The sequence below is a fragment of the Vibrio thalassae genome, from assembly GCF_900089835.1.
Lineage (GTDB): Bacteria > Pseudomonadota > Gammaproteobacteria > Enterobacterales > Vibrionaceae > Vibrio > Vibrio thalassae.
On the sequence record NZ_OANU01000029.1, the window covers coordinates 12510 to 33567 of the forward strand.

Sequence of the window (21058 nt, forward strand, 5' to 3'; positions counted from 1 at the left end):
ATGCACAACAACGTTGTTCCTTTGATTTATCATCCTATCTATTCGGAGTTACCGTTGCCGGAAGGACATCGTTATCCTATCAACAAATACCGTTTGCTGTATGAAGAGGTTGAGCGAAAGTATTTACGCTTGGCTGAATCCCCTTTTGTCATAAAAACACCTAGCCCGTTAACGGTAGAGCAAGTGCAGCAGGTTCACTGTAAAGACTACGTCGAAGGTTTGCTCACAGGCAACTTACCTGCTGCTAAGATAAGAAGAATAGGCTTTCCGTGGACAGAACAGCTTATTCAACGCACACTGACCTCAGCGGGTGGAACGTGTTTAGCTGTGCAGCAAGCAATGGAGTATGGGTTAGCGATTCACCTAAGTGGCGGTTATCACCATGCCCATTACGATTTTGGTAGCGGTTTTTGCTTGTTCAATGACCTCATTATTGCCGCACAAAATGCTCTAGAGCAGGGAGCAGAAAAAGTACTGATTGTTGATAGTGACGTTCATCATGGTGATGGGAGTGCGACCCTAGCTTCAGGTACTGATCAAATAGTGACCCTATCACTTCATTGCGATAAGAACTTTCCAGCACGCAAACCGTTTTCTGATATGGATGTGCCTTTAAGTCGCGGTGCGGGTGACCAAGAGTTCTTAGCAAGTTTCAAACAAGTGGTTGAACTGGCAGTGAGGCTGCATCAACCCGATCTTATTATTTATGATGCGGGTGTAGATATTCACGAAGACGATGAACTTGGCTATTTAAACGTGAGCTTGGATGGAGTCCGCCAGCGAGACTTATGGATGCTGGACTACTGCCAGAGTGAAACTGTTCCTCTAGCATGCGTCGTTGGTGGCGGATATCGAACAGAGCATAGTGACTTGATTCCGATTCATATGTCACTTATCGACGCGGCATATCAGCAAAGGAGTGGAAAATGAAGCACAGGATAAGAGCAGCGGGCATTGCCTTACAAGATAATAAGATATTGATGCTTCGGGTGCGCGACCAATATTCAGGGGAATATTGGATACCACCCGGCGGTGGTCTTGAGGATTCGGATGTGTCTTCTAAACAAGCGTTAGTGCGAGAATGTCGCGAAGAAACGGGGCTAGATGTGACTGTCGGGCCTTTGCTGTGTGTGCGGGAGTTCCATGAAATCTCGACTGATCGCTACCATGTTGAACTGTTTTATTTGTTAGAGTCATGGAGTGGCACACTGTCTTTAGACAACTTAGCAGGGCTAAATGACTCGGAGTATATTCAGCAAGTCGCCTGGGTAGATATTGAAGCGCTCAATCAATACAAAGTCTTTCCTGCCGATATTGCATCTACGATACTTCCACTTATTAAAACTGAGCAGTTTGCGACACATCTAGGAAGCTACGTTCAAGGCAGCAATGACGATGTGAACTATCTAGACTAAAGTTGGTGATGACAAAGCGGAGTGAGATGTAACGCAACGTGAAGAACGAGATTGTGTGGTGGATAAGTTATTAAGGACGCATTGAATAGCGCCCTTAATGACCAGAGATTTGAATATAAGTTGTCGTAGATTAAACGCAATAACCTCTGTATGATGCACGGCCACAACGACTGACGAGTACCTGCGATGAACCGTAAGAAAAAAATCAACCAGATCCATAAAGCGCGAATGAAAAAAGCGAACGCTAAAAAGAATGGCGCAGGGAAGAATAAACCGCGTTATATTTCTAAAGCAGAACGTGCCAAGATGGAAGCGGAGCAGGAAATTCAGAGCAGTGATACCTTAGAGGTTGCAGAGCAAAGTTCAGTCTCTTGAACACAGATAGCCTAAACAGTCATTCATAGTGGTGAGTGACTGTCATTACCTCAAAAGCCACTGCGATTTATTCGTTAGGTAGCCAACCTGATGATGTGCTCATCCCAATATACTTGCCTTTAGCTTAAAGATTCCCCTCTACCTAAATATTCCTCTCACACAGAACAGAATAATGATATTAAACGAGAAGCGATGTAGTCACTATTTGTGGTTTCAGTGTTATTTTTATCTAGTTAGGAGAACTACTTAATGGTTGAAAGGTATTCTTGCTGAATTGCCCCCTAACATCGATGATCACATCATCAAGAGTGGGCTTAAAATCCTTAAAGTGAACTGTAGAGGGGAGAGTGTGGATGGTAGGGTGTAGTTTTGCGATTAAAGCAGCATTGCGTGAGACAGCAATAGCACGTTCTTTTGCACACAAAGATATTTTTACGTCAAAGGGGAAGTCCTTGCTTCTTAAGTATTTAGGGAAGCATAGACGAGTGTAGTAAGTGCCGGATGGCGATTTGAGTAAGTACATTGTCTCAGTCAATCCTATTTTGATTGAGCAAGTGCACCTAGATACAAAAAAACCGTTGATAATCAACGGCTTTTTTGTTTTGAATGTGGCGGAGAGATAGGGATTTGAACCCTAGATACGCTATTAACGTATGCCGGTTTTCAAGACCGGTGCTTTCAACCACTCAGCCATCTCTCCGTGTTGATGCGCATAATAATGGGCATCTTACTGTTTGTAAACCCTTATTTTAACTGTTTGCTGCAATTATAAGCATTTGAATTAAAAATTAGGATTGGGTGTCTATAAACTAAACATTTCTTTAGTAAAAAGCCCCTAGTCGTAACTAGGGGCTTGAATATGGTCGGACTGACTGGATTTGAACCAGCGACCCCCGACACCCCATGACGGTGCGCTACCAAGCTGCGCTACAGTCCGATGGGATTAATCTAAACCAGTCGATTTTGTAGGTCAAGAGCTATTAAGCATTAAATACTTGATTTACTGACTTTTTGCGTAAAAACGCTGCAGTTCAGTAAAACCTTGCATAAGTATCGGTAGTTTTGGATTTTTGTCGTCAAGTATTCGATAGTTATGATCATACAAACTGTAGTTACCAAACTTATCGACTACTGTTGTGTCTGTTGTGGTAATTAGGGCTAACTCGCGCGTATCACCAGCGATAATCCATTGGCGCTTGCGCTCATCGAAGAGGTTACGGCCGCTACTGTAGCTTTTAACATTGGTTGATACGCCACTCAAGTCTTGCATGATAGTGCCGGTCAGATCTAAATGGCTTGTCATATGTGTATAGTCAGCGGCTAACTTGCCAGGCCAGTGAATCACCATAGGGACGCGCAGTTGATATTGGCTATAGTTGCTATTCGAGCCCCAACTGCGAGTCTTAGTCTCGTTAAACTCAATACCGTGGTTTGATGTAAGAACAACAACGGTATTTTTCATTAAACCTTGATCAGCAAGAGTTTGCAGTATCTTGGCAAACTCGCTATCGGCTGCTGTCGCAGCCGCAGAGTAGGCTGCTACAAACTGCTGTTCGGCAGATAGGTCTGAGCCTTTAGGCTGATACGCATCAAAGTTATCTACGGTCGTTAGCTCAATATAGCTGAACCATGGTTGTCCTTTGCCAGACTGGATGTCTTTTTGCCAGCGTTCAATTGCGGTGTTGTCCGACACGACAGTAGGCACTGTTTCACCTTCAGCGGCGACCGTTAAATCCACCATAGGGTAGTTACGGAAAATAGTGTCGCTATAAAGGTCATCTGTGAAATTGTCGCCACTGTATAGCTTGAAGCTATAACCTTGGTCTCGCAAAATTGACATAAACAGTGGATTTGTCCCTTGTGCTTTGATGCTACTAGCGTAGCTACTAGGGAGACCATACATCAAACCGAATACCCCAAAGTCATCGTTGCTTGAGCTATAGTGGTTTGTGAAATTTAGATTATTTAAAGCAAAGCCATAGCTTACAGGCATAGTTTGTGCCGTTAGCATATCGCTTCGCAAATTATTAATGCTGACAATCAGTACATTTAAGTTTTCCGAGCGGCGATTAAATTCGATTTCAGTTAACGGATAGCTAACCAGGTCGACGGCGCCTTCGTTGTCTTTCAGTTTCTTTAGGTATTCTTCGCGGTCCAGAAGACCATGTTTTTCCATAAATGACTTGGCTGTCATTGGATATGACAGCGGGAAATTCGCTTTCTGTACCGTTACTGGATTATAAAAATAAGCATCCGCCCAAATGAAGATCAGATGACTAGAGATAAAACAAAGGAAGAATACGGCCGCTAGTGGTCGCCCCACATGTTTATGAGAAAGTTTACGCTGTTTTTTCCACACCCATTCAGATAGCGCTAATTGGGCGAGAAAGATCGGAGGTAAAAGGATAAATAAGTGTTGCAGATCGGCGCTGACCGTCGTGCTTTCATCGTTAAAGAGTAAGTCCCAGACAACAGGGGACAAGTGCAAGTTGATAGACTGATAGGCTTGCGCATCGATCAGTAATACCGTGAGACCAAATGTCGCAAAACAAACGGCCAGTAGGCGAAATAACTTACGTGATGGGACAATAAAGGTCAGAGGGAAGAGTACCAGAAGGTACAAAGCGAAAACCAAAAAACCGAAATGACCAATCCATGAGGTGAGCAGATAGAGCTGTCCCAACAAGGTATCTGGCCAAGGTGATGCCGCAATATAACGTGTGCCAACCAACATAGCTGCGATAATATTGAAGAACGCAAACCAATGTCCCCAACCAACCAGCCGTGAGACTCGTTCACCATATGAATTTTCGCTATCTACCATCTGCCGCTTTTTCTATCCGTTGTTGATTAGTGTTGGTCTTTGGTTTCTAGTGAAGAAATCAGAGCCTTAGAGAATTTTTCCGCAATTGCTTGGCGTTGTGAAGGAGCAACGTTCTGATTTAAGACATTGGTTGCGATATTGCCTGCAATCATAAGTGAAAGTTCTGCTCCAGCGCCATGCTTGTCTAGCACTGCTGCAATTTCAGAAAGGATATCTTCAACTTGTTGATCGGTATATTTAGATGTAATTGGCATAAAGACTCTGCTAATGATAATGAAAGCGGCTTATGATACCCTACTCTGCATCACAAACGAAACAGCAACGATAATAATTTCACTATGAGTTTGAACCTATCTAACGTTATTTTACACCAGTTAGCGATAAATGAGCAGGAAGAACTGATTGTTCATTACCGTGAGGCGCTATTACCTAACGATCATTCCACGGAAAGCCTAGTTGCTGAGCTCCATAGAGTCTTTAATTCGAAAGCAGGAAAAGGGTTTGGTTCCTTTACTCAAGAAAGTGACTTCCAGATTTGGTTGAATGAATTGCTAAAAAGCGACAAAGACTTTTACACTTTTTCTCAAGACAGCGCTGAGCGACTAAAAACCGAGCTGGCAAAGTACCCATTTGCGGAAGCTGGGACTTTGGTCATGGCGCAATATCAATCGTTGGCAACGGACTATCTCTTCATCGGTTTGCTACCCTCGTACAATAGCCTACAGATCACTGAAGGGTTAAATATTGGATCTATTGATTATCTAGACATTGCCAAAATGGACATCGCGGCAAGAATTGATTTAACCAGTTATGATATAGATAAGAGTTCAAATCGTTACCTTACTTACATTAAAGGGCGTGTTGGCCGTAAAGTCTCTGACTTTTTCCTCGATTTCTTGCAGGCACAAGTTGGTCTTGATACCAAACAACAAAACACGATATTGATGCAAGCGGTTGAAGATTACTGTGCGGATGCCCAATTAGATAAAGACGAAACCGTCAGTTACAAAAAGCAGGTATTTGATTACTGTAGCGACCAATTGAAATCCGGTGATGAGGTTCAAATTAGAGAACTTTCTGGCGAGTTACCGAGTAATGAAGGAACCAGCTTTCTAGATTACACTCAAGAGCAAGGCTATGGTCTTGAAGAGAGTTTCCCTGCAGATCGCTCCACGGTTCGTAAGTTGACAAAATACGTGGGCGCGGGTGGTGGGCTGAACCTAAGCTTTGACAGCTTGTTGCTCGGTGAGCGAGTATTTTATGATCCAGAAACCGACACGCTGACGATTAAGGGAACGCCTCCTAATCTCAGAGATCAGCTGACTAGAAATCGATAAAATTACAAAAGCGCTGTCGAATACAGCGCTTTTTTGATCGAAAAGGCCGCCAAGCAATGTACTTCAATTCGAAGAATCATCTACGAACTGCTGCTAGGGTTATATTGGCTAAAGGATGAGAATAGCGCGGTCCTGCGCTCTAAGAAAGGAACGAGTTGATTTCCGCGAATGTACAGTCAGTTAAAGAGAAGTTTGGATTTTGGCAGTATAATAACGTCGTTATGCATATTACCCTAATATCAGAGGCTTACTTGATGAACGCATTGCGCACTTTTCGCAATTTCCTTTTAATGACAGTATCGGTTGTTCTTTCCGGTTGTTCCCTTCTTGAAGTTCAACTAGATAGTCAAACCATCCCTTTAACCAAACAAGAATTGAATATGCGTTTAATGACTCGCGAATACAGTCGTGAGTTTTTTAGCCAAGTAGAATCGGCAGCCGATTCAATTTCAGCCCAATATCCAGAAACTGATGTGATAAACCAATCCTACGTATTGTTGTGGAAGATTCATGCCGAAGAAGGGTTGCAGCAAGCGGCGTATCAAGTATCACCGACAGCGGGGCTGATCGACTCTTGGGTGTTTACTGTCCAAATGAAGAACTTCTTTAAGGACGGCAAAGGGCAGACTTTGTTTATAGGCGATGAAGCGAAGGACGTGTCTCAGAAGCTCAATGACGAGATCGAACAATTGGCCAAGTCACTGTTTAAAGGTAACCGCTATAAAAGCAGTAAAGAGTTTGTTGAAAAGTTTGCGGCTTTACATCCATTTGACAATCTTACCTTTTCTCGAACACCGGCGTATCGTGAATGGCTAAAAGCGCAGGGAATTGATGAAAGTGAAGTGACGACAACGCTAGGAACTATGCCGGAGGCGTTATCGGATGTCTCGGATCGACTTTCTTTAATGTCAGAACAAACACCGAAGTTAATGACATGGAAAGCGCAGTTGATCGCGTTAAATAGTAATGTAAACGGTGAGGACATTAGAGGCGCTATCCAAAGCTTTCAAATGAGCGCAGACGCGTTCCAAGACTTTGTTAAGAATAACCCTGAGTATATGCGTGATCTTGCACAGCAAATGGCGATTGAGTTACAGCCATTGTTGAATGATCTTGATGCCAAAACACAGGATAAACTGACCCAGCTAAGCGCTGAAAGACAAGCTCTGGATGACATGGTAGCGCGAGAGCGAGACGAGCTGGTTAAGATGGTGGAACGCGAACGTAAAGAGATCGCCGTAATTGTCAACCAAGAGCGTGAACTGTTTGCTCAAGACCTAGATAAGATTTCTCAAGATGTTGTGACACTAGCTATAGATAAGCTCATTCAGCTAGTTAAGAGTACAATTGTGTACTTTATCTTGTTTATTTTAGTGATCTTTTTTGCTCCTTTAGGGCTTGGTTATATCCTTGGTAAGAAGGTTCAAGCGAGAAAAGAGATAAAAACAAGCGCATAGAAAATATTAAGCCCCGAGTTGGGGCTTTTTTACAACTTAACATTGAGATTTATACAAAACTGGTAGGGTTAGTTAAAAAAAGACACACATATTGTTACTTAGCTCTTGTGTTATGCCTCGGAAAAATTTATAGATGGGGGAGCCTTTTTTAAATTCACACGGAGAGTAATTCAATGAGAGTAGGTTTAGTTGGTTGGCGCGGCATGGTAGGTTCGGTATTGATGCAGCGTATGGTTGAAGAAAAAGACTTCGACGTCATTGAGCCAGTATTTTACAGTACCTCTCAAGTAGGTATTCCTGCCCCAAACTTTGGCAAAGATGCCGGTATGCTTCAAGATGCTTTTGACATTGAAAGTTTGAAACAACTTGATGCTGTTATTACCTGTCAAGGCGGTAGCTACACTGAGAAAGTCTATCCAGCATTACGCCAATCTGGTTGGAAAGGTTATTGGATTGATGCAGCTTCTACTCTTCGCATGGAAAAGGACTCCATCATTACCTTAGACCCTGTGAACTTGAGCCAAATTCAAGATGGTTTAGTCAAAGGAACCAACACCTTTGTTGGCGGTAACTGCACCGTTAGCTTGATGCTATTAGGACTCGGCGGTCTATATGAAAAAGGTTTGGTGGAATGGATGAGTGCCATGACCTATCAAGCAGCTTCAGGAGCAGGCGCACAAAATATGCGTGAGCTGATTTCACAAATGGGCGTTGTAAACGATGCTGTGTCCTCCGAGCTGGCGAATCCAGCAAGTTCTATCCTCGATATTGACCGTAAGGTTGCCGAGACGATTCGTTCTTCTTCTTTCCCTACGGACCAATTTGGTGTGCCTCTCGCTGGCTCTTTGATTCCGTGGATCGATGTAAAGCGCGATAATGGTCAAAGTAAGGAAGAGTGGAAAGCTGGTGTTGAGGCTAACAAGATCCTTGGTACTGATGGAAATCCAATCGCTATCGATGGTACCTGTGTGCGTATCGGTGCGATGCGTTGTCATGCTCAAGCACTCACAATTAAGCTTAAGCAGGATGTGCCTATGGATGAGATTGAAGAGATCATAGCCACCCATAACGATTGGGTTAAAGTGATTCCTAACGAGCGTGATATTACCGCAGCGGAGCTAACCCCGGCTAAGGTAACAGGAACGATGTCTATCCCGGTTGGCCGTCTAAGAAAAATGGCAATGGGTAACGACTTCCTAAACGCGTTTACTGTTGGTGACCAATTACTTTGGGGAGCGGCGGAACCATTGCGTCGTACATTACGCATTATTCTTGCAGAGAAAGCCTCTTAAGCTCTCGTAAAAGGCAATAGACTGAATCTAAAAAGCCCTCATTTTGAGGGCTTTTGTCATCTACAAAGTCAGATGTCTGACTGCTCGGTAATCCTTTCGTCAGGGGGAGCTAGTTCACTACCACAATGCTTACAGTGTAAGGCGTCACTCTCGTGTCCAGATTTTGAACAATTTGGACATTTGACCAGATTTCTATGGGTCTTCATTTCCTGATTAAGTTCAGCGGTGATAATGCCTGTCGGTACGGCCAAAATCGAATAACCAAGAAGCATAGTTAACGATGCCAGTGCTTTCCCTAACGGAGTACTAGGCACTAAATCACCGTAACCAACAGTAGTGATGGTCACGATAGCCCAATAGATACTCTGTGGAATACTGGTGAATCCATTTTCAGGGCCTTCAATCACAAAGATCAGTGCGCCAAAGATGGTCACTAAGATAGCGACAGTACTGAAAAAGACAAAAATCTTACGACGTGACATGAGCAACGACCGTAACAAAATATTCGAGTCTTGAAGGTAGCGAACCAATTTAAGGATTCGAAAAATCCGCATGACGCGCAGTAACCTTATTACTCCCATAAATGATGCAGAAGGGAATAATAGAGCCAGATAGGTAGGCAGAATAGCCAACAAGTCGACAACGCCATAAAAGCTGGTGGCGTAGGCTTTTGGTTTAGGGGAACAATAGAGCCTCAGTAAGTACTCAACCGTAAATAACGCGGTGAACACATACTCGAGTATTTGAAACTCGTGATCCCACTCGGTAGCAAGCCCTTCGATCGAGTGAAGGATCAGCACAGTAAGCGAGAGAAGAATGGCAACAATAAGCGCGATATCAAACGCTTTACCAGCGCGAGTATTGTGACCAAAAATGATGACGTAAAGCTGATGCTTTAACCGATTGTTTTCCATAGCAAGATACATTTCGTTTACGACTAAAGGTCAGTATATACCTAAGTCGGTGTGAGCGGCAGGTCTTAGGTGAGGGGGAGAAGGGCACGGCATTAGAAAAAGCCCCACTATACCAATAGTAGGGCCGAACACTGATTAGGCTAAGCCTGGGAACAGAGCTTTAAGGCCATTAGCCATAAACTCAATACCGAGAGCCCCTAGAATCAGGCCCATAATACGAGTGATAACGTTAATTCCGGTTTGTCCTAAGAATCTTACGATTAATGGTGCAGAACGATAGAGTAACCATGAGCACAATACAAAAACAATAATTGTAATGATGATACCTGCGGTCTCTAACATACCTGGGTAGCGCGCACCGTAAACGATAGTAGAGCTGATTGCACCTGGCCCAGCCATTAGGGGCATTGCCAGTGGCACCACGCCTACCTGTTCTTTGCTTACATACTCTGATTTTTCTTGCTTGTTCTGCTTATCTTCACCAAGTTTTCCCGACATCATAGAGAAAGCGATGCTTAGCAGTAGTAATCCGCCAGCTACGCGAAAGGAGTCAAGTGAGATACTAAACATATCCAGAAGCACTTGTCCCGCCAATAACGAAATGATCAAAATGACAGCAACAGCAATGTTGGCTGTTGCCGCTGTCTTATGTTTATCTTCAGGCGACATGTGTCCGGTTAGTGAAACAAAAACCGGCATAATACCAACGGGGTTAACTGCAGCAACTAAGCCCAAAAAAAATTGTAAATAAATAGCGAATTCGATACTACTCATTTCTCGATACTCTATGCGAAAGAGGTGGATAACATGGGCTGAGGTGCCCAATTTTAGGACGCTAATGTACGCTAACATTTCCTTAGAAGCGAATGAAAAAATCTAACGATATGTCACTCAATAACCACAAAAAATCTAATGGGTAATGACGGCGATCTCACTTATGAATAGTATGTGAAAATAAATTTCAATACTCACAACGAACTGAACTGGACCTTGTTTCATATTTGTTATCGTCAACACGTTTTTGATAAAAAAGTGTGACGCTGGTGGTTTTAAAGATAGCGAGGGATATACTTGCTGTAGCACGTGCGGGGTGATTTACGTAATTTATCTGTACAAAAATGAAACTTTTTTACAGCAATTTGTAGTTTATTTAAGAATTTTGTCTGTTTGCTGCATTTTTGAGCTATGCGTTTTGAATGAATTAGTTGTTGTAAAACAACAGGTTAAATCACATCGCCCTTAATGGTTACTACTAAGTGGGTAAATTAATTTTCATAACTGATCTGAGTCAATTTTTTTCACGTCTCGAAATATTATACTCAGCCATGAAAGCAATTTACTAAGTTGTGTTGAGTTACTGTAAGGACGACCGTTAGTAGTAAACAGCTGACTTACTAAAAAGTTTTTAGTTTTTTTATTTTAGGAGATTCATTATGCCTGTAACAAATATGGCTGAACTAGATGCAATGGTTGCTCGCGTTAAAGCGGCACAAGCAGAATTTGCAACTTATTCTCAAGAGCAAGTTGACAAAATTTTCCGCGCAGCGTCTCTAGCAGCTAACCAAGCTCGTATCCCACTTGCACAGCAAGCGGTTGAAGAGTCTGGTATGGGTATCGTTGAAGACAAAGTAATCAAGAACCACTTTGCATCTGAGTTTATTTACAACAAATACAAAGATGAAAAGACGTGTGGCATTCTTGAAGAAGACGACAACCTAGGCACAATGACTATCGCTGAGCCTGTAGGCATCATCTGCGGTATCGTACCAACAACTAACCCAACTTCTACTGCAATCTTCAAATCTCTAATTTCTTTGAAGACTCGTAACGGCATCATCTTCTCGCCACACCCACGCGCTAAGAACTCTACTAACGATGCAGCGAAACTAGTTCTAGATGCAGCAGTAGCAGCGGGTGCTCCAAAAGACATCATCGGTTGGATCGACCAACCATCTGTAGAGCTTTCCAACGCTCTTATGAAGCACGACGACATCGCTCTTATCCTTGCAACTGGTGGTCCAGGCATGGTTAAAGCAGCTTACTCTTCTGGTAAGCCAGCAATCGGTGTAGGTGCAGGTAACGTTCCTGTAGTTATCGACGAAACTGCTGACGTTAAACGTGCAGTAGCTTCTATCCTCATGTCTAAAACATTCGATAACGGCGTAGTTTGTGCTTCTGAGCAGGCTGCAATCGTTGTTGACTCTGTATACGACGAAGTTAAAGAGCGTTTCGCTTCTCACAAAGCATACGTTCTAAGCAAAGCTGAAGCTGAGAAAGTACGTAAAGTACTTCTAATCGACGGCAACCTTAACGCTAAGATCGTAGGTCAACCAGCTCCAGCAATCGCTGAGATGGCAGGCGTTAAAGTTCCAGCTGACACTAAAGTTCTAGTTGGTGAAGGTCTAGGTAAAGTGTCTTACGATGACGCATTTGCTCACGAGAAACTATCTCCAACTCTAGGTCTATTCCGCGCTGACGATTTCGAAGACGCTGTTGCTCAAGCAGTAACTATGGTTGAAATCGGTGGTATCGGTCACACATCTGGTCTGTACACAAACCAAGACGTTAACGCTGACCGCATCCGTTACTTCGGTGACAAGATGAAGACTGCTCGTATCCTTGTAAACATCCCAACTACTCACGGTGGTATCGGTGACCTTTACAACTTCAACGTAGCGCCTTCTCTAACTCTAGGTTGTGGTTCTTGGGGTGGTAACTCTATCTCTGAGAACGTAGGTCCTAAACACCTAATCAACAAGAAAACTGTAGCGAAGCGAGCTGAAAACATGTTGTGGCACAAACTACCTAAGTCTATCTACTTCCGTCGTGGTAGCCTTCCAATCGCTCTTAGCGACCTAGAAGGTAAGAAGCGCGTATTCCTAGTAACTGACCGTTTCCTATTCAACAACGGTTACAGTGATGAAGTAGTGAAGCTTCTTAAAGCTCAAGGCATGGAAGTTCAAACTTTCTTCGACGTAGAAGCGGATCCAACGCTATCTGTTGTTAAGAAAGGTGCAGAAGCAATGCAAAGCTTCCAACCAGACGTAATCATCGCTCTAGGTGGTGGTTCTCCGATGGATGCTGCTAAGATCATGTGGGTAATGTACGAGCACCCAGAAACTCACTTTGAAGAGCTTGCAATGCGCTTTATGGACATCCGTAAACGTATCTACAAGTTCCCTAAAATGGGTCAAAAAGCTGAGCTTGTATGTATCACTACAACATCTGGTACTGGTTCTGAAGTTACTCCATTCGCAGTTGTTACAGACGACGAGACTGGTGCTAAGTACCCACTAGCGGACTACGAACTAACTCCTAACATGGCTATCGTTGACGCGAACCTTGTTATGAACATGCCTAAGTCTCTAACAGCATTCGGTGGTTACGATGCAGTAACTCACGCTCTAGAAGCTTACGTATCAGTTCTAGCGAACGAATACTCTGACGGTCAGGCTCTACAAGCACTTAAGATGCTTAAAGAGTACCTACCTTCAAGCTACGCGAACGGTGCAAACGACCCAATCGCTCGTGAAAAAGTACACAACGCGGCAACTATCGCTGGTGTTGCATTTGCGAACGCATTCCTAGGTGTTTGTCACTCAATGGCTCACAAGATTGGTGCTGAGTTCCACCTACCACACGGTCTGGCGAACGCACTACTAATCTCTAACGTTGTTCGTTACAACGCGAACGACAACCCAACTAAGCAAACTGCGTTCTCTCAATACGACCGTCCACAAGCACGTCGTCGTTACGCCGAAGTCGCTGACCACCTAGGCCTAAGCCAAGCTGGTGACCGTACTGCTCAGAAGATTGAACGTCTACTAGCATGGATGGAAGAGCTTAAGCAAGATCTAGACATCCCAGCTTCTATCCAAGCTGCAGGTGTTGCAGAGTCTGACTTCCTAGCGAAGCTTGACGAACTAGCGGTTGAAGCGTTCGATGACCAATGTACTGGTGCGAACCCACGTTACCCTCTAATCGCTGAGCTAAAAGAAGTGCTAAAAGCTTCTTACTACGGTAAAGCTTTCGTTGAAGGTGAAACTTTCGAAGGTACAACTGTAATCAAGAAGAAAGAAGACCAAGAAGCTAAGCCTGCTGCTAAAGCTAAAAAAGAGAAAGCGGAAGCTTAATTCAGTTGTAGATTTTCGCTAGCACGAAATCTAAATCGGGAAAAATGACAAAGCCCCTTCAGAAATGAAGGGGCTTTTTTTTGTTTGGTATTTTGTCTGTAAAGGTGTGTCTGCGTTAGGCCTCAGTACTGACTACTCTGCCGCTAAAATAATCATTGCTAACAATGTATTCTGTTGTCCTTGTCAGCTCATCTTGCATTTGCGACCAATTGGCTGAAACATGATAGCTATGTGTGGTGACAGGAATGACGCCGCCCACCCTGACGTTATGGGCCTTTAGCTCTTTGGCCCAGCTCTTAGTAAAGCCAGTGACCATTGATGTTGTGTTGTCTAAATCGCTTTGGTATTGGTCGGGATCTTGGGCAACTACATTAACAATAACGCCGGATTGGTGCTGCGCCATACGTTCTGCAGCGACTTGGCCAAACATGAAGAGGCTGGAAGCGAGCATAGAAAACTGTTGGATAAAGTTGGAGCTTGACAGGTTACCAGTCAACGATTGTAAAGGAAGCGAGGTCCAATGATTCACTAATACATTTGGGGAACGACCAAGCTTTGACTCAATGGCATCGAATAACGACTCCACGGAGGGCAAAGTTATATCTTTAATCTCTACCATATCCACAAGCTCCGTTACCTCTCGACAGCGCCGATAGCTGGCGAGTAACGAAGATGGGTTTGTATCGCAAAGTACGACTTGTGCACCCAGCTTAGCAAAGTGCAGTGCAATCATTGTTCCTAAACTTGTACCTGCCGAAGTGATAAGAACGACTGAATTTTTAATGATCATAGTTACCCCGAAAGTGTCGGTTCCGGATAGATTTAGCCTTAAAGGCATTCCCCTGAATTAATAACTTGGTAGAAAAACTGTGAATCAAATGTGAATAAGATCAAAATTTTTTAGAAAAGTAGTAATCGGAAGGGTTATTTCTGTTACATGTCACATTGTGTACGGAAAAATTGGACAAGATTACATTAGAAACCACTTATAGATTGTGGTTAAGTGTGAATGGATAACGTATCTTTGCGGTAAGCAGTAGAAAGGCGGTTATATAAATAATCAACATTAGGTCTATCAATAGAACCTTGGGTCAATTGTCGACGAGTATGCCCTGATAGGTTTTGATAAATCTCTTCACTAAAGCCAAGCGTGTTTTGTGGCTGATAGTCTAAAGGCTCTGGAGTACTGTAATGCTGGAGCTTTGCACTCGCCATTCCCCCTTGGTGAAATTGATGGGCAATAGTAGCAGAGGTTTGGTAGTCATCGAGATCACCTTGTAGCTTTTGTACGTTGGGTACATTGAAGCGCTGACGCAATACCGCTTCGTCTGATACTACACTATTTATTTCCTCAACGACACAGGTCTCTCGACAATCATGGCTAAACATCGACAGCATTAATGCAAAATCCGCGCGTCGACCTTGTTCTACGGCACGATTAAGCGACGTACCACATTGTAGTTCGTTGATAAAATGTGCTTTGTCTAAGCTATGAATTTGCATATGTACCTCTCATGACTCACCTTATATCGGCCTAAAGAAAAGAGGCTTTAGCGCTAATTGACGTTTACCATAAAAAAAGGCCTGCGAAAGCAGGCCTTTAAGGTAATTCGTTTATAAGACGATTACTTAGCTAGGTTTTCTTCTACGAATGCCCAGTTAACTAGAGCCCAGAAACCGTTCATGTAGTCTGGACGTAGGTTACGGTAATCGATGTAGTAAGCGTGTTCCCACAGGTCTACAGTTAGCAGTGGAGTAACTCCGTCTTCTGTTAGTGGGGTCGCTGCGTTTGAAGTGTTCACGATATCTAGAGAACCGTCAGCTTTCTTAACCAACCAAGTCCATGAAGAACCGAAGTTGTTGATAGCTGAATCAGTGAACTTAGCTTTGAACTCTTCGAATGAGCCAAATGCAGCGTTGATTGCATCAGCAACGGCACCTGTTGGTTCGCCGCCAGCGTTAGGCGCTAGGCAGTGCCAGTAGAACGTATGGTTCCAGATCTGTGCTGCGTTGTTAAAAACACCGCCGGTTGAAGTCTTAACGATCTCTTCTAGTGTTTTACCTTCAAACTCAGTACCTGGAATCAGACCGTTTAGTTTTACAACGTAAGTGTTGTGGTGTTTACCGTGATGGTAGTCCAGTGTTTCTGCTGAGATATGTGGTTCTAGAGCATCTTTTGCATAAGGAAGTGCTGGTAGTTCGAATGACATTGCTCGCTTCTCCATTGATTATTAGAGGGTTTTCACCCTGGTTGCTTCCGAGATATTTATTATTGAGTCGAGTTTGACTGACTGAGTGCTATTTTAGCAAGTTTTTACTTTATTAAAAGGGTCGGCATGAAAAATTATTGTTATGATGTACGTAAAGCGGCTTGAATAACCGTTGATATCTTAGTCGTTTACATCACATAATAGCTACAATAGTATAACCACAATATTAATGTGCTTTATATTCTGTGGCGATTCGCTAGAATGTGACGATATCCGCAGTAACAGCATTTCGAGGAAGCAATGGAAACTATCGATAAAATCAAACAACAAATTGAAGAAAACGCAATTCTTCTATACATGAAGGGTTCACCTAAATTGCCTAGCTGTGGCTTTTCATCTCAAGCGGCTCAAGCGCTAATGGGTTGTGGCGAAAAATTCGCTTATGTAGATATTCTACAGAACCCAGATATCCGTGCAGAGCTGCCTAAGTACGCACAATGGCCGACTTTCCCACAGCTATGGGTTGAAGGCGAGTTGATTGGTGGTTGTGATATCATCATGGAAATGTTCCAGAAGGGCGAGCTACAACCTCTGATTAAAGAGGCCGCTGCTCGCAACGCTGGTGAAGAAGAAGCGTAATCTACACGTTTCACTCTCGTCTCTTTATCGAAGGGCGAAAGGAATAAAAAAGGCTTGGGTCATTGACCAAGCCTTTTTCGTATTTGGAGGCGATTACAGCACCATTGCGGCAATCCAACCAAAAATAATCAGTGGAATGTTGTAGTGAATAAAAGTTGGGACGACGGTTTCCCAAATGTGTTCATGCTGACCATCGGCATTCAGTCCAGAGGTTGGGCCTAATGTCGAGTCCGAAGCTGGCGAACCTGCATCCCCAAGCGCCGCCGCAGTACCAACTAAAGCGACAGTGGCCATTGGCGAGAAGCCAAAAGCAAGCGCTAAAGGTACGTAAATAGTTGCGATAATTGGGATGGTAGAGAATGAAGAACCGATACCCATGGTAACGAGTAGACCAACGACCAACATAAGTAATGCAGCCAAAGGCTTGTTATCGCCAATGCTTGTTGATAGTGCAGCGACCAGAGACTCCACGCCACCTGTTTGTTTCATTACCGCGGCAAAACCAGCAGCCGAGATCATAATGAAACCAATCATTGCCATCATGTGTACGCCTTTAGTAAACACGTCTTGTGTTTCTTTCCACGCAATAACACCACCAAAGGTGAATACCATGAAACCCGCTAGTGCACCGATGATCATAGAGCCAGAGGTTAGCTGAACGGCAAGCGCTGCAACGATGCCTGCGATAGCGACAACGATGTTTTTCTTGTGGATGTGGGTTGGTTCTTCATCAATTTGGGTCATCTCTGTTTCCGCATACTCGCGTGGTTTACGGTAACTAAAGAAGATCGCGAGTAAAAGACCCGTTACCATGCCCGCAGCTGGCAGCAGCATCGCCATTGGCACTTGAGCTGCCGTCACAGATTCCAAACCATTTTCATGCAAATTCTTAAGCAGAATATTGTTGAGGAAGATACCACCAAAACCTACAGGTAATACCATGTATGGTGTAACAAGACCGAATGTGAGTACACAAGCTACTAAGCGGCGGTCGAGTTTGAGTTTCGCAAATACCCCCAATAACGGTGGAATCAAAATTGGGATAAAGGCGATGTGAACAGGGATTATGTTCTGCGAAGACATAGTGACAAGAATGAGTGCCACTAATACCGCATATTTTAAGCCAGTCGTCGAGGCAGAGTTTTCTTTGCCATGGATACGCTTAATTACACTTTGAGCTAATAGGTCAGTAATACCAGACTTTGAAATAGCCACAGCAAAAGTGCCAAGCATGGCGTAGCTTAATGCGATAGTCGCACCGCCACCTAAGCCACCTTCAAAAGCACTTACGGCTTCAGTTAGCGACATTCCAGACACGACACCACCTACGATGGCACTGAATGTTAACGCAACGACAACGTTAACTCGCATCAAGGCCAGAATCAGCATGATGCAAACGGAAATAACGACAGGGTTCATAATCATCTCTAAAAAGTTGTGTTTAGTTATTCTTGGGCTTGTTCATCAACAATCGGCCAGCCACCAAGCGCTTTCCATTTGTTGACAATTCGGCAAAACAGCTCAGCCGTCTTTTGAGTATCATAAAGAGCAGAATGTGCCTCTTTATTATCAAACTCCATCCCCGCGGCCTTACAAGCTTTTGCCAATACTGTTTGCCCGTAAGCTAGGCCACTTAATGTGGCAGTATCGAAGGTAGCGAACGGGTGGAAGGGAACGCGCTTAAGTTTAGCTCGCTCATTCGCTGCACTAACAAAACTATGATCAAAGTTGGCATTGTGGGCTACCATGATAGCTCGGCTGCAATCATGTTGCTTTTGCTCTTTGCGTATGACTTTATAGATTTCTTTAAGTGCTTCTTGTTCAGGGACTGCGCCACGAAGTGGACTAAATGGGTCGCGAATCCCAGTGAACTCGAGCGCTTCTTTTTCAAGATTAGCGCCTTCAAATGGCTCAATATGAAAATGTAAGACGGAAGCAGGTAACAGATTTCCTTGTTCGTCCATGGTTAATGTGATGGCGCAAATCTCTAATAACGCATCAGTGTTAGCATTGAAACCTGCGGTCTCAACGTCAACGACGACGGGAAAATAGCCACGGAATCGCTTTTTTAGGGTGAGTGCTTCGTTTTCTACGGTCATTTCAGAGTTTTCTAGTGTGACGAAGCCAGCATTATTGCAGATTATATGACGATAAAAAACCTGACGAGCCATTTAATTTTTACAGACAATGGTTGAATAATCATGCATGGCTATAAATAAAGATTCGATATGAAAGCTTTGTTGATATTTGAGACCTAAACTGATTGTTGAAGTGATTTATATCCGGTTCAATTGCAAAAATGGCGAGATTTTTGCAATGATCAGTGCGGAGATCCATCTAGCACGGGCAGCGGCAAAACTGTGCCGTTACGTGTATTGCAAAAGAGCTACTTAACCGTATGAATTTAAAAGCCTTACTGACATTATCACTATTGCCTTTTGTGACGGCTACCGCGGCAAATGCGGCAATAGAGAAACGTTATGTGGCAACGCCAACGCAGTCGCAATGGGAAATGGTCAGTAACACGCCATTGGAATGTAGGTTGGTTCATCCCATACCTAATTTTGGCGACGCTGAATTCGTTGCTAGAGCAAGTAAAAAGATGAATTTGGATTTTGAATTGAAAATGCGCCGTTCAATGGGGGAAACTCGTAATGTAAGCTTAGTTTCCCTGCCACCGCCTTGGCGACCAGGAGACAGCGCCGACCGCATTACCAATCTACAGTTTTTCAAACAGTTTGATGGCTATGTTGGAGGACAGGCGGCTTGGAGTATCCTCAGTGAGCTAGAGAAGGGGCGTTATCCGACATTCAGTTATCAAGACTGGCAAAGTCGAGATGAGCGAATCGAAGTTTCCCTCTCTTCTGTTTTATTTCAAACCAAATACAACGTGTTTAGCGACTGTATCGCTAACTTGTTGCCTTACAGCTTCGAAGACATCTCATTTACAATTCTTCATTATGACCGCAACAGTGAACAACTGAATAAAACATCACAGCATAGGCTTCAGCAAATCGCCGAGTATGTTAGATATAATCAAGATATTGATTTAGTGCTCGTGTCGACCTACACCGACTCGTCGGACTCTAAAGGTGAAAGCCAGCAACTATCGGACAAGCGAGCACAGATTCTACAAGATTACTTTCAGTCCCTTGGCTTACCGAAAGATAGAATACAAGTGCAAGGTTATGGCAAACGTCGTCCTATTGCGGAGAATGCTTCACCCATAGGCAAAGCGAAGAATCAACGTGTTGTCATCTCATTTGGTCGTACCGAGGTTTAGTCGCCAATGAAACAAAAACGCCAACATGATGACATGCTGGCGTTTGTTTAGATTTCAAGTGAGGCGTTGGCTTAACCCTCTAAACCTGCACTGGCCTGCTTGTTCTGAATAAGCTCAATCATATAGCCGTCAGGATCTTTAACAAAGGCAATTTGAGTGGTTCCACCTTTGACTGGACCTGGTTCACGAGTAACGTTGCCGCCGGCTGCTTTAATGACATCGCATGTGGTATAGATATCATCCACACCGATGGCAATATGGCCATAAGCGCTCCCCAGGTCGTATTCAGTAACGCCCCAATTGTACGTTAATTCTATGACCGCGCCTTCAGACTCGTCACCAAATCCTAAAAACGCTAAGGTGTATTTGTATTCCGTGTTTTCGTTTTTACGCAGTAATTTCATTCCAATCACATCAGTATAGAAAGAAATCGACTTGTCTAAATCACCCACGCGTAACATGGTGTGAAGGATACGACCATTAGACATAACATTGCTCCTTTGTTTTAATTCTCTGGATAAACTTTTTCTTTAAACTCACAAAGATCTTCGATGATGCAACTGCCACATCTTGGTTTTCGGGCGATGCATGTATAGCGTCCATGAAGAATCAACCAGTGATGGACATCGAGTTTGAACTCTTTTGGCACCACTTTAAGTAATTTGTGCTCCACATCATCCACCGTTTTTCCTATCGCGAACTTAGTGCGGTTTGATACTCGATAAATATGAGTGTCGACGGCGATGGTTGGCCAACCAAATGCTGTGTTGAGGACGACGTTGGCCGTTTTACGCCCAACGCCAGGTAGCGCTTCTAGTGCTTCGCGGTTCTCTGGAACTTCACTGTTATGCTGGTCAACCAGTATTTGGCAAGTCTTTATGACATTCTCAGCTTTTGAGTTGAACAAACCGATAGTTTTGATGTACTCCTTGACACCATCGACACCCAACGCAAGCATGGCTTCTGGTGTATTAGCGATGGGATACAACTTATCTGTCGCTTTATTGACGCTGACATCGGTTGCTTGAGCAGACAGTAAAACAGCAATCAGTAACTCAAATGGTGAGTTCCAGTTGAGCTCGGTTTCTGGTTTTGGGTTGTTTTCTCGAAGTCGTTCGAGTATTTCTCTTCTTTTTATATTGTTCATTGGCTGACTTAGCTTTTCCCAAGCGTATTGGC

General features: G+C 43.7%; 20 protein-coding genes and 2 tRNA genes. 9 read left to right on the forward strand and 13 right to left on the reverse strand.

Annotated features, from left to right (window positions below; all coding sequences use genetic code 11):
• From VTH8203_RS10980 to VTH8203_RS10990, 3 genes are all read left to right on the forward strand, one after another.
• Entirely contained in the window at nucleotides 1–930 is a 930-nt protein-coding gene (locus tag VTH8203_RS10980; RefSeq protein WP_096993723.1) for a histone deacetylase family protein, read from the forward strand.
• Entirely contained in the window at nucleotides 927–1415 is a 489-nt protein-coding gene (locus VTH8203_RS10985) for an NUDIX domain-containing protein (protein WP_096993724.1), read from the forward strand. Before VTH8203_RS10980 ends, VTH8203_RS10985 begins: the two co-directional genes overlap by 4 nt.
• 186 nt (nucleotides 1416–1601) lie before the next feature.
• Nucleotides 1602–1790 (forward strand): DUF2986 domain-containing protein, encoded by a 189-nt coding sequence (locus VTH8203_RS10990; protein ID WP_096993725.1) that lies wholly within the window; start codon nucleotides 1602–1604, stop codon nucleotides 1788–1790.
• Between the two features lie 609 nt (nucleotides 1791–2399).
• On the opposite strand, the gene VTH8203_RS10995 is transcribed toward VTH8203_RS10990, so the two are convergent.
• From VTH8203_RS10995 to VTH8203_RS11010, 4 genes are all read right to left on the reverse strand, one after another.
• A tRNA-Ser gene (locus VTH8203_RS10995) sits at nucleotides 2400–2490 on the reverse strand.
• A 160-nt stretch (nucleotides 2491–2650) separates the two neighbouring features.
• Nucleotides 2651–2727 (reverse strand) — tRNA-Pro (locus tag VTH8203_RS11000).
• Between the two features lie 63 nt (nucleotides 2728–2790).
• Entirely contained in the window at nucleotides 2791–4614 is a 1824-nt protein-coding gene (locus tag VTH8203_RS11005; RefSeq protein WP_096993726.1) for a DUF3413 domain-containing protein, read from the reverse strand.
• Between the two features lie 26 nt (nucleotides 4615–4640).
• Complete coding sequence (locus VTH8203_RS11010; protein WP_096993727.1) at nucleotides 4641–4868, reverse strand: YejL family protein; 228 nt, start codon at nucleotides 4866–4868, stop codon at nucleotides 4641–4643.
• An 84-nt stretch (nucleotides 4869–4952) separates the two neighbouring features.
• On the opposite strand from VTH8203_RS11010, the gene yejK reads away from it, so the two are divergent.
• The 3 genes from yejK to asd all read left to right on the forward strand — a co-directional run bounded on the left by yejK (nucleotide 4953) and on the right by asd (nucleotide 8700).
• Nucleotides 4953–5951 (forward strand): nucleoid-associated protein YejK, encoded by a 999-nt coding sequence (gene yejK, locus VTH8203_RS11015; protein ID WP_096993728.1) that lies wholly within the window; start codon nucleotides 4953–4955, stop codon nucleotides 5949–5951.
• Nucleotides 5952–6205: 254 nt separating this feature from the next.
• Nucleotides 6206–7408, forward strand: coding sequence for a chemotaxis protein (locus tag VTH8203_RS11020; RefSeq protein WP_096993764.1), 1203 nt, complete (start codon nucleotides 6206–6208; stop codon nucleotides 7406–7408).
• A gap of 173 nt (nucleotides 7409–7581) precedes the next feature.
• Nucleotides 7582–8700 carry an aspartate-semialdehyde dehydrogenase gene (gene asd, locus VTH8203_RS11025; protein WP_096993729.1) on the forward strand — a complete coding sequence of 373 codons (1119 nt, stop codon included), beginning with the start codon at nucleotides 7582–7584 and terminating at the stop codon, nucleotides 8698–8700.
• Between the two features lie 68 nt (nucleotides 8701–8768).
• Here the strand turns inward: asd and VTH8203_RS11030 are convergent, their stop codons facing one another.
• Both VTH8203_RS11030 and VTH8203_RS11035 read right to left on the reverse strand, forming a co-directional pair.
• Nucleotides 8769–9614 (reverse strand): ion transporter, encoded by an 846-nt coding sequence (locus tag VTH8203_RS11030; protein WP_096993730.1) that lies wholly within the window; start codon nucleotides 9612–9614, stop codon nucleotides 8769–8771.
• Nucleotides 9615–9749: 135 nt separating this feature from the next.
• Complete coding sequence (locus tag VTH8203_RS11035; protein WP_096993731.1) at nucleotides 9750–10388, reverse strand: YchE family NAAT transporter; 639 nt, start codon at nucleotides 10386–10388, stop codon at nucleotides 9750–9752.
• 659 nt (nucleotides 10389–11047) lie between these two features.
• On the opposite strand from VTH8203_RS11035, the gene adhE reads away from it, so the two are divergent.
• A complete protein-coding gene (gene adhE / locus VTH8203_RS11040) occupies nucleotides 11048–13747 on the forward strand; it encodes a bifunctional acetaldehyde-CoA/alcohol dehydrogenase (RefSeq protein WP_096993732.1) in 2700 nt (899 codons plus the stop codon).
• Nucleotides 13748–13862: 115 nt separating this feature from the next.
• Here adhE and VTH8203_RS11045 read toward each other — a convergent pair whose 3' ends face one another.
• The 3 genes from VTH8203_RS11045 to sodB form a co-directional block, all read right to left on the reverse strand.
• Nucleotides 13863–14537 carry an SDR family oxidoreductase gene (locus tag VTH8203_RS11045; RefSeq protein WP_096993733.1) on the reverse strand — a complete coding sequence of 225 codons (675 nt, stop codon included), beginning with the start codon at nucleotides 14535–14537 and terminating at the stop codon, nucleotides 13863–13865.
• 209 nt (nucleotides 14538–14746) lie between these two features.
• Nucleotides 14747–15250, reverse strand: a complete 504-nt coding sequence (locus tag VTH8203_RS11050) for a VC2046/SO_2500 family protein (RefSeq protein WP_096993734.1) — start codon at nucleotides 15248–15250, stop codon at nucleotides 14747–14749.
• A gap of 122 nt (nucleotides 15251–15372) precedes the next feature.
• The gene (gene sodB / locus VTH8203_RS11055; protein ID WP_096993735.1) at nucleotides 15373–15957 is read right to left on the reverse strand and encodes a superoxide dismutase [Fe]; all 585 of its coding nucleotides are present in this window, start codon (nucleotides 15955–15957) and stop codon (nucleotides 15373–15375) included.
• Nucleotides 15958–16257: 300 nt separating this feature from the next.
• On the opposite strand from sodB, the gene VTH8203_RS11060 reads away from it, so the two are divergent.
• Nucleotides 16258–16596 carry a Grx4 family monothiol glutaredoxin gene (locus tag VTH8203_RS11060; protein ID WP_031493434.1) on the forward strand — a complete coding sequence of 113 codons (339 nt, stop codon included), beginning with the start codon at nucleotides 16258–16260 and terminating at the stop codon, nucleotides 16594–16596.
• 93 nt (nucleotides 16597–16689) lie between these two features.
• On the opposite strand, the gene VTH8203_RS11065 is transcribed toward VTH8203_RS11060, so the two are convergent.
• Both VTH8203_RS11065 and rnt read right to left on the reverse strand, forming a co-directional pair.
• Nucleotides 16690–18015, reverse strand: a complete 1326-nt coding sequence (locus VTH8203_RS11065) for a Na+/H+ antiporter family protein (protein ID WP_096993736.1) — start codon at nucleotides 18013–18015, stop codon at nucleotides 16690–16692.
• 26 nt (nucleotides 18016–18041) lie between these two features.
• Nucleotides 18042–18695, reverse strand: a complete 654-nt coding sequence (rnt, locus tag VTH8203_RS11070) for a ribonuclease T (RefSeq protein ID WP_096993765.1) — start codon at nucleotides 18693–18695, stop codon at nucleotides 18042–18044.
• Nucleotides 18696–18994: 299 nt separating this feature from the next.
• Here rnt and motY point away from each other — a divergent pair, with 299 nt between their 5' ends.
• Nucleotides 18995–19879 (forward strand): flagellar protein MotY, encoded by an 885-nt coding sequence (motY, locus tag VTH8203_RS11075; protein ID WP_096993737.1) that lies wholly within the window; start codon nucleotides 18995–18997, stop codon nucleotides 19877–19879.
• Nucleotides 19880–19950: 71 nt separating this feature from the next.
• On the opposite strand, the gene gloA is transcribed toward motY, so the two are convergent.
• Entirely contained in the window at nucleotides 19951–20367 is a 417-nt protein-coding gene (gene gloA / locus VTH8203_RS11080) for a lactoylglutathione lyase (protein ID WP_096993738.1), read from the reverse strand.
• Between the two features lie 17 nt (nucleotides 20368–20384).
• On the reverse strand, nucleotides 20385–21026 hold the full coding sequence (nth, locus tag VTH8203_RS11085) for an endonuclease III (protein WP_096993766.1): 642 nt from the start codon (nucleotides 21024–21026) through the stop codon (nucleotides 20385–20387).
• Between the last annotated feature and the right edge of the window lie 32 nt (nucleotides 21027–21058).

Excerpts from the sequence above, each read along its gene's own strand:
- VTH8203_RS10980 (WP_096993723.1), top strand. The coding sequence starts at position 1 with ATGCACAACAACGTTGTTCCTTTGATTTATCATCCTATCTATTCGGAG.
- VTH8203_RS10985 (WP_096993724.1), top strand. The coding sequence starts at position 927 with ATGAAGCACAGGATAAGAGCAGCGGGCATTGCCTTACAAGATAATAAG.
- VTH8203_RS10990 (WP_096993725.1), top strand. The coding sequence starts at position 1,602 with ATGAACCGTAAGAAAAAAATCAACCAGATCCATAAAGCGCGAATGAAA.
- VTH8203_RS11005 (WP_096993726.1), bottom strand. The coding sequence starts at position 4,614 with ATGGTAGATAGCGAAAATTCATATGGTGAACGAGTCTCACGGCTGGTT.
- VTH8203_RS11010 (WP_096993727.1), bottom strand. The coding sequence starts at position 4,868 with ATGCCAATTACATCTAAATATACCGATCAACAAGTTGAAGATATCCTT.
- yejK (WP_096993728.1), top strand. The coding sequence starts at position 4,953 with ATGAGTTTGAACCTATCTAACGTTATTTTACACCAGTTAGCGATAAAT.
- VTH8203_RS11020 (WP_096993764.1), top strand. The coding sequence starts at position 6,206 with ATGAACGCATTGCGCACTTTTCGCAATTTCCTTTTAATGACAGTATCG.
- asd (WP_096993729.1), top strand. The coding sequence starts at position 7,582 with ATGAGAGTAGGTTTAGTTGGTTGGCGCGGCATGGTAGGTTCGGTATTG.
- VTH8203_RS11030 (WP_096993730.1), bottom strand. The coding sequence starts at position 9,614 with ATGGAAAACAATCGGTTAAAGCATCAGCTTTACGTCATCATTTTTGGT.
- VTH8203_RS11035 (WP_096993731.1), bottom strand. The coding sequence starts at position 10,388 with ATGAGTAGTATCGAATTCGCTATTTATTTACAATTTTTTTTGGGCTTA.
- adhE (WP_096993732.1), top strand. The coding sequence starts at position 11,048 with ATGCCTGTAACAAATATGGCTGAACTAGATGCAATGGTTGCTCGCGTT.
- VTH8203_RS11045 (WP_096993733.1), bottom strand. The coding sequence starts at position 14,537 with ATGATCATTAAAAATTCAGTCGTTCTTATCACTTCGGCAGGTACAAGT.
- VTH8203_RS11050 (WP_096993734.1), bottom strand. The coding sequence starts at position 15,250 with ATGCAAATTCATAGCTTAGACAAAGCACATTTTATCAACGAACTACAA.
- sodB (WP_096993735.1), bottom strand. The coding sequence starts at position 15,957 with ATGTCATTCGAACTACCAGCACTTCCTTATGCAAAAGATGCTCTAGAA.
- VTH8203_RS11060 (WP_031493434.1), top strand. The coding sequence starts at position 16,258 with ATGGAAACTATCGATAAAATCAAACAACAAATTGAAGAAAACGCAATT.
- VTH8203_RS11065 (WP_096993736.1), bottom strand. The coding sequence starts at position 18,015 with ATGAACCCTGTCGTTATTTCCGTTTGCATCATGCTGATTCTGGCCTTG.
- rnt (WP_096993765.1), bottom strand. The coding sequence starts at position 18,695 with ATGACCGTAGAAAACGAAGCACTCACCCTAAAAAAGCGATTCCGTGGC.
- motY (WP_096993737.1), top strand. The coding sequence starts at position 18,995 with ATGAATTTAAAAGCCTTACTGACATTATCACTATTGCCTTTTGTGACG.
- gloA (WP_096993738.1), bottom strand. The coding sequence starts at position 20,367 with ATGTCTAATGGTCGTATCCTTCACACCATGTTACGCGTGGGTGATTTA.
- nth (WP_096993766.1), bottom strand. The coding sequence starts at position 21,026 with ATGAACAATATAAAAAGAAGAGAAATACTCGAACGACTTCGAGAAAAC.